This window comes from Paraburkholderia tuberum STM678 (assembly GCF_902833905.1).
GTDB classification, from domain to species: domain Bacteria; phylum Pseudomonadota; class Gammaproteobacteria; order Burkholderiales; family Burkholderiaceae; genus Paraburkholderia; species Paraburkholderia tuberum.
On record NZ_CADFGP010000028.1, the window covers coordinates 96,727 to 103,625 of the forward strand.

Here is a 6,899-nt window from a genome sequence, read left to right on the forward strand (position 1 = left end):
GCAGTGAGCGCGATGCGTGAAAGGCTGGAAGCAGTCGGAAAGCTGCAGGAACGAAACGGCGAATAACGGGTCGGGGAAGTATATCCGACGACTTCCGCAAAACCGTGCTGAATCGGCGACAGCGGCGTCGTGTGGTAACTTGACGAATGGAGGCGCGCGGGGGCGCGCGCCGCTCGACGGAGACACGCCGCGCGCGCAGTTCATGCGTCGCGCCGTAGAAGAGACGCACAACACGAACTATGGCAACAGGCTTCTATTCCCACCCCGACTGTCTGCTGCACGACATGGGGCAGTGGCACCCCGAGTGTCCCGCGCGCCTGCAGGCGATCGAGGATCAACTGATCGCAAGCCGCATCGACGCGCTGATCGAGCGCGAATCGCCGCCGCTCGTCGACGAGGCCGCGCTGCTGCGAGTGCACACGCAGGCGCATGTCGACTACATCCGCGGTCGCTCGCCCGTCGAGGGCGTCGCCGAGATCGATCCCGACACGACGATGAATCCGCACACGTGGCAGGCCGCGCTGCGCGCGGCGGGCGCGGCGGTCGCCGCCACCGACGCGGTGATCGAAGGCCGCTACGACAACGCGTTCTGCAGCGTGCGGCCGCCGGGCCATCACGCGGAACCGGCGCGTGCGATGGGCTTCTGCTTTTTCAACAACATCGCGATCGCCGCGCGCCACGCGCTCGACGTGCATGGTCTCGCGCGCGTCGCCATCATCGACTTCGACGTGCACCACGGCAACGGCACCGAGGCCGCGTTCTCGGGCGACCCGCGCGTGCTGATGTGCAGCATCTTCCAGCACCCGTTCTATCCGTTCACGGGCGCCGACAACCAGGCGTCCAACATGTGCAACGTGCCGATGCCGGCGCGTTCGAACGGCATGGCCGTGCGCGAAGCGGTCGATATGCTGTGGTTGCCGCGCCTGCACGAATTCAGGCCGGAGATGCTGTTCATCTCGGCGGGCTTCGACGCGCATCGCGAGGACGACCTCGGCAACATGGGCCTCGTCGAAGACGATTACGCGTGGATCACCGACCAGATGCGCGAGATCGCGCGGCGTTATGCGCGTGGGCGCATCGTCAGTTGTCTCGAGGGCGGCTACAACCTGTCGGCGCTCGGGCGCAGCGTGGTCGCGCACGTGCGGTCGCTGGCGGAGATCTGAGGTTGCCCGACTGCACGCGGCGACAGTGGCTCGAAAGCCAGCGAGCGAAAATCGACATTCACGTACCGAGGAGCGAGCCATGAACGCCAGTCCCGCCAGCACCGGCGACGCGTCGCTGGTCACGATCGAACACGACGCATATCGCGTAGCGGGCGTCGTGCGCGTGACGATGAATCGGCCCGATGCGTTCAACGCGCTGTCCGAAGCGTTGCTCGACGGACTGCAGCAGACGCTGACCGGGATCGCGAAGACCGATGCCCGTGTGGTCGTGATCGCCGGCGCTGGCCGCGCGTTCTGCGCGGGGCACGACCTGAAGGAAATGCGCGCGGCGCCATCGCTTGCTTATTACCAGCAGCTGTTCGCGCGCTGCACGAAGCTGATGCTGACGATCCAGCGCATGCCGCAGCCGGTGATCGCGCGCGTGCATGGCATCGCGACCGCCGCCGGCTGCCAGCTGGTCGCAATGTGCGATCTCGCGGTCGCCGCCGATACCGCGCGCTTCGCCGTATCGGGCGTGAACCTCGGATTGTTCTGCGCGACACCGTCGGTGCCGCTGTCGCGCAACCTGTCGCGCAAGGCCGCGCTCGAAATGCTGCTGACCGGCGATTTCATCGACGCCGCCGAAGCGCGCAAGCAGGGGCTCGTGAACCGCGTCGCCCCAGCCGATGCGCTCGACGACGAAGTCGCGCGGCTCGCCGCGAGCATCTGCGCGAAGCCGGTCGAAGCTGTCAGCGCGGGCAAGGGCCTGTTCTACCGGCAGCTCGAAATGGGTATCGAAGCCGCGTACCAGCTCGCGGGGCAGACGATGGCCTGCAACATGATGGACGACTCGGCGCTCGAAGGCGTGCAGGCTTTCATCGACAAACGCGCGCCGAAGTGGAAGCGCTAGTCGACGGCCAGCAAGCGCCGCGTCTTGTCAACTCGGTCCCACCGCCCGCCTTTCGATCCACTCGACCAACGCCTCGATCACCCGATCGCGATCGAGGTCGTTCATCGTCTCGTGGTAGCTACCCTCGTGCAGCGTGAGCGTCTTGTCCGGCGAGCCCGCGTGCTCGCCGAACGCGCGGCTGCCGTCGGGCTCGGTCACTTTGTCGTCGGTGCCATGAAACACGAGCAGCGGCATGCGCAGCCTCGCGCGTCCGCGTTCGATGCGCGCCATCGCGAGCAGCAGCTCGGCGCCCGTGCGCGCCGGAATCGCGTCGTGATGGACGAGCGGATCGTTGAGGTTGGCTTTGACCACCGGCTGAAGGCGCGAGAGCAGCGCAGGGTCGATCTTCATCGCCGGGAAGGTTGGGTAGACGCGGCTGATCACCTGGCTTAGCGCGAGCATCCACTTCGGCACGTCGCGGCCCGGCGCGAGCGCGGGGCTCGACAGGATCAGGCCGGCAAGGCGCCGCCCGCTCGCGTCGAGGCGCTCTATCGCATACAGCGCCGCCACCGCGCCACCCATGCTGTGGCCCATCAGGAATAACGGCGCACAGCTTTGCGCGGCGGCGTCGAGCAGCGCCTGCGCATCGAGCAGGTAGTCGTCGAAGCGTTTCACATAGGCGCGCTTCCCGGGCGCGTGGCCGTGGCCGCGCAGATCGATCGCGACGAGTTCGATGCCCGCCGCGTTGAGCCGGCCCGCAACGGCGGCGTAACGGCCGGCGTGTTCGGCGAGGCCGTGCAGCAGCGCGACCGTCGCGCGTATGGGCCCGTTCGGCCGCCAGCGATACAGCGGCAATTCGATGCCATCGCCAGTCGTCACCGACCCGCGCTGCGGCGCATCTTTATTGAGACTGCCGGCGCTCGCGCGCACGGTGTGGCTCGGAGAAGTCTGCATGGCGGCGGCCTGTGCTGAAGGAAGGTGGCCCGATCATAGTCGTAGCGGCGCGAAGCGCGTGAGCTTCGTGCATAAGGCGCGGCTCTAATGCCCTCAGGTTATTAAAAAATCGAAATTGATTATTAAAGGGCATGTCGTCGCTACGGTAGAATGACGACCTCAAATCCCAATAAAAGAAACGGCGGCCGCCTGTCGGGAGCACGATGCTCGCCGGCAGCCTCCGCCGTTTTCGTTTGTCCATGATCGAAATACGCAATGTTTCCCAGCGGTTTGCCGGGCCCCGGGGGTGGGTCGAGGCGCTGCACAACGTCAATCTGACGATTCCGGCGGGCGAGGTGTTCGGGATCATCGGCCGCAGCGGCGCGGGCAAGAGCACGCTCGTGCGCACCATCAACCTGCTGACGCGCCCATCCGAGGGCAACATCCTCGTCAACGGCCGCGATCTGACGACGCTGCCCGCCGCGCAACTGCGCGACGCGCGTCGCGAGATCGGCATGATCTTCCAGCACTTCAATCTGTTGTCGTCGCGCACCGTGTACGAGAACGTCGCGCTGCCGCTCGAACTGGCCGGCCTGAAGCGCGACGAGATCGAGGCGAACGTGCTGCCGCTGCTCGAGCTCGTCGGTCTGTCGGCGCAGAAGGACCGCTATCCGGCGCAGATCAGCGGCGGGCAGAAGCAGCGCGTGGGCATCGCGCGTGCGCTCGCGAGCAAGCCGAAGGTGCTGCTGTCGGACGAGGCGACCTCTGCGCTCGACCCCGAAACCACCCGCGCGATCCTCGATTTGCTCAAGCGCATCAACCGCGAACTGAACCTGACGATCGTGCTGATCACTCACCAGATGGACGTGATCAAGCAGGTCTGCGATCGCGTCGCGGTGCTCGACGCGGGCCGCGTCGTCGAAGAGGGCAAGGTGATCGACGTGTTCCTGCAGCCGCACCACGAAGTCACGCGCGCGCTGATCGGCGACGTGATCGCGCAGGAGCTGCCGCCCGCCATGAAGGCGCGCGTCGCGCAGCGGTTGAAGACCGGCAGCGGCCATCTGCTGCGCCTCGCGTTCACCGGTTCGGGCGTCGATCAGCCGATCCTGTCGGAGACGATTCGCCGCTACGAGCTCGACTTCAACATCCTGCACGGCCAGATCGACGAAATCCAGGGGCAGGCGTTCGGCTCGCTCGCGGTACTCGCGGGCGGCGATCCGGCCAAGGTCGCGCAGGCGATCACGTTTCTGCGCGAGCAGGGTGTCGTAGTGGAGGAGCTCTCGCATGTTGAGTGAAATGTTCGATATGTTCGTCCAGTCGTTCTGGGAGACGCTCATCATGGTGGGCATCTCCGGACTGATTGGCGCTGTGGTCGGCGTGCCGCTCGGTGTGCTGCTGTATTTGACCAACCGCCAGAGCGTGCTCGAAAACGTCGCGTTGAATCGCGTGATGGGCGTGATCGTCAACGCGGTGCGCTCGACGCCGTTCATCATCCTGCTGGTCGCGGTGATTCCGTTTACGCGACTTGTCGTCGGTTCGTCAATCGGCACCGCGGCCGCGATCGTGCCGCTGACGATCGCCGCGGCGCCGTTCATCGCGCGTCTGGTCGAAACGGCGCTGCGCGAGGTCGATCGCGGGCTCATCGAGGCGGCCCAGGCGATGGGCGCGACCACCAGCCAGATCGTCTTCAAGGTGCTGTTGCCGGAATCGCTGCCGGGGGTGGTCGCCGGGTTGACGATCACGTTCGTGTCGCTGGTCGGCTATTCGGCGATGGCCGGCGCGATCGGCGGCGGCGGTCTTGGCGACCTCGGCATCCGCTACGGCTATCAGCGCTTCCTGCCAGAAGTGATGCTCGCGGTCGTGCTGATACTGATCGTGTTCGTGCAACTGGTGCAGTCGTTTGGGGATTGGCTCGTGCGTCGTCTGAGCCACAAATAAACAAGGGCGTTCGGAAGCCCGCTAATAAAGATTCGGAAAAGGTCCATCATGCAACGTCGCTTCATTCTCAAGCTGGCCGCCGCATTCGGCGCGGCAACGCTCTTCGCCACCACCGCGGCGCATGCCGAAGACACGATCAAGGTTGGTGTCACCGGCGGCCCGCACGCGCAGATCATGGACGTCGTGAAGACGGTCGCCGCGAAGAACGGCCTGAACATCAGGATCGTCGAATTCTCCGACTACGTGCAGCCGAACGCGGCGCTCGCGGGCGGCGATCTGGACGCGAACAGCTACCAGCACGACCCGTACTTGCAGGCGCAGGTGAAGGATCGCGGCTACAAGCTGATCCGTATCGCCGATACGGTCACGTACCCGATGGGTATCTACTCGAAGAAGGTGAAGTCGCTCGCCGAACTGCAGCCGGGCGCGAAGATCGCCGTGCCGAACGACCCGACCAACGGCGGCCGCGCGCTGCTGTTGCTGCAGAAGCAGGGCTTGCTGAAGCTGCGCGCCGAGGCGGGCCTGAAGGCGACGCCGCTCGACATCGTCGACAATCCGAAGAAACTGAAGATCGTCGAGCTTGACGCGGCGCAGATTCCGCGTTCGCTGGACGATGTCGTTGCCGCCGCGATCAACACCAACTTCGCGATGGAAGCGGGCCTCAAGCCAACGCAGGACGCTATCGCGATCGAGGACCGGAAAGGTCCCTACGTGAACGTGATCGCGATTCGCGAAGCGGACAAGAACAAGCCGTGGGTCGCGAAGCTCGTCGCGGCGTACCACTCGCCCGAAGTGAAGCAGTTCGTCGACAGCAAATTCGGCGGCTCGGTGATCACCTCCTGGTGATGCAACGCCCGCGGACCTCGCAGAACACGACGGCAATGCGAAATTAGAGGTCTGAGTCGGAACCCGGGGTTGTCTCCCGGGTTTTTTGGAGATTAAAATAGAACGATCGTTCGGTATTGCCGTCACGCCGCTGAGGAGCGATATCCTCCCGCAAAGCGCCCGCGACACGGCTGTCATGAGGGCAGTCGCTATAATGTTCATCGGGTTGACGTATTCGTAACTTTGGAGCGTGTGCATGAAAATTCTGGTGCCAGTGAAAAGAGTGGTCGACTACAACGTGAAGGTCCGCGTGAAATCGGACGGTACGGGCGTCGATATCGCGAACGTGAAAATGTCGATGAACCCGTTCGACGAAATCGCGGTTGAAGAAGCGGTGCGTCTGAAGGAAGCGGGCGTCGCGACCGAAGTGATCGCCGTGTCGGCCGGTGTTGCGCAGGCACAGGAAACGCTGCGCACCGCGCTCGCCATCGGCGCGGATCGCGCGATCCTGATCGAATCGAACGAAGACCTGCAGCCGCTCGCCGTCGCGAAGCTGCTCAAGGCGCTCGTCGACAAGGAGCAGCCGCAACTGGTGATCCTCGGCAAACAGGCCATCGACGACGACTCCAATCAGACCGGCCAGATGCTCGCCGCGCTCGCGAATCTGCCGCAGGCGACGTTCGCGTCGAAGCTTGTCGTGGCGGACGGCAAGGCGACGGTGTCGCGTGAAGTGGACGGCGGCGCGGAAACGCTGTCGCTGACGCTGCCCGCCGTGGTGACGACCGATCTGCGCCTGAACGAGCCGCGCTACGTGACGCTGCCGAACATCATGAAGGCGAAGAAAAAGCCGCTGGAAACGGTCAAGCCCGAAGACCTCGGCGTCGATGTCACGCCGCGTCTGAAGACGCTGAAAGTCGCCGAGCCGCCCAGGCGCTCCGCCGGTGTGAAGGTGCCGGACGTGAAGACGCTGGTCGAGAAGCTGAAGACCGAAGCGAAGGTGCTTTAAGTAGAACGGCAACTATGTTGCATGGGACTGGAGTAAGCGCTAAAGCGCTAACTCCAGTCGACACGGAGACAGAGCAAATGACGAACCTGGTAATTGCAGAACACGACAATGCGTCGATCAAGGCCGCGACGCTGAACACGATCGCAGCGGCACAGAAGATCGGCGG

At 64.6% G+C, this 6,899-nt stretch carries 7 protein-coding genes; 6 read left to right on the plus strand and 1 reads right to left on the minus strand.

What is annotated here, in order from left to right; genetic code table 11:
• Positions 1–239: 239 nt before the first annotated feature.
• Together HWY30_RS23670 and HWY30_RS23675 are read left to right on the plus strand one after the other, a co-directional pair.
• A complete protein-coding gene (locus HWY30_RS23670) occupies positions 240–1,163 on the plus strand; it encodes a histone deacetylase family protein (protein WP_090801305.1) in 924 nt (307 codons plus the stop codon).
• 79 nt (positions 1,164–1,242) lie between these two features.
• Positions 1,243–2,052: an enoyl-CoA hydratase gene (locus HWY30_RS23675; protein WP_090801303.1), complete on the plus strand. Its 810-nt coding sequence runs from the start codon at positions 1,243–1,245 to the stop codon at positions 2,050–2,052.
• A gap of 27 nt (positions 2,053–2,079) precedes the next feature.
• On the opposite strand, the gene HWY30_RS23680 is transcribed toward HWY30_RS23675, so the two are convergent.
• Positions 2,080–2,985, minus strand: a complete 906-nt coding sequence (locus HWY30_RS23680; protein ID WP_090801301.1) for an alpha/beta hydrolase — start codon at positions 2,983–2,985, stop codon at positions 2,080–2,082.
• A gap of 239 nt (positions 2,986–3,224) precedes the next feature.
• Here HWY30_RS23680 and HWY30_RS23685 point away from each other — a divergent pair, with 239 nt between their 5' ends.
• The 4 genes from HWY30_RS23685 to HWY30_RS23700 all read left to right on the plus strand — a co-directional run bounded on the left by HWY30_RS23685 (position 3,225) and on the right by HWY30_RS23700 (position 6,733).
• Positions 3,225–4,259 carry a methionine ABC transporter ATP-binding protein gene (locus HWY30_RS23685; RefSeq protein ID WP_090801299.1) on the plus strand — a complete coding sequence of 345 codons (1,035 nt, stop codon included), beginning with the start codon at positions 3,225–3,227 and terminating at the stop codon, positions 4,257–4,259.
• Positions 4,249–4,902, plus strand: a complete 654-nt coding sequence (locus tag HWY30_RS23690) for a methionine ABC transporter permease (RefSeq protein ID WP_090801297.1) — start codon at positions 4,249–4,251, stop codon at positions 4,900–4,902. Before HWY30_RS23685 ends, HWY30_RS23690 begins: the two co-directional genes overlap by 11 nt.
• A gap of 48 nt (positions 4,903–4,950) precedes the next feature.
• Positions 4,951–5,748 (plus strand): MetQ/NlpA family ABC transporter substrate-binding protein, encoded by a 798-nt coding sequence (locus HWY30_RS23695; protein WP_090801296.1) that lies wholly within the window; start codon positions 4,951–4,953, stop codon positions 5,746–5,748.
• A gap of 235 nt (positions 5,749–5,983) precedes the next feature.
• A complete protein-coding gene (locus HWY30_RS23700) occupies positions 5,984–6,733 on the plus strand; it encodes an electron transfer flavoprotein subunit beta/FixA family protein (protein WP_090801294.1) in 750 nt (249 codons plus the stop codon).
• Positions 6,734–6,899 lie beyond the last annotated feature (166 nt).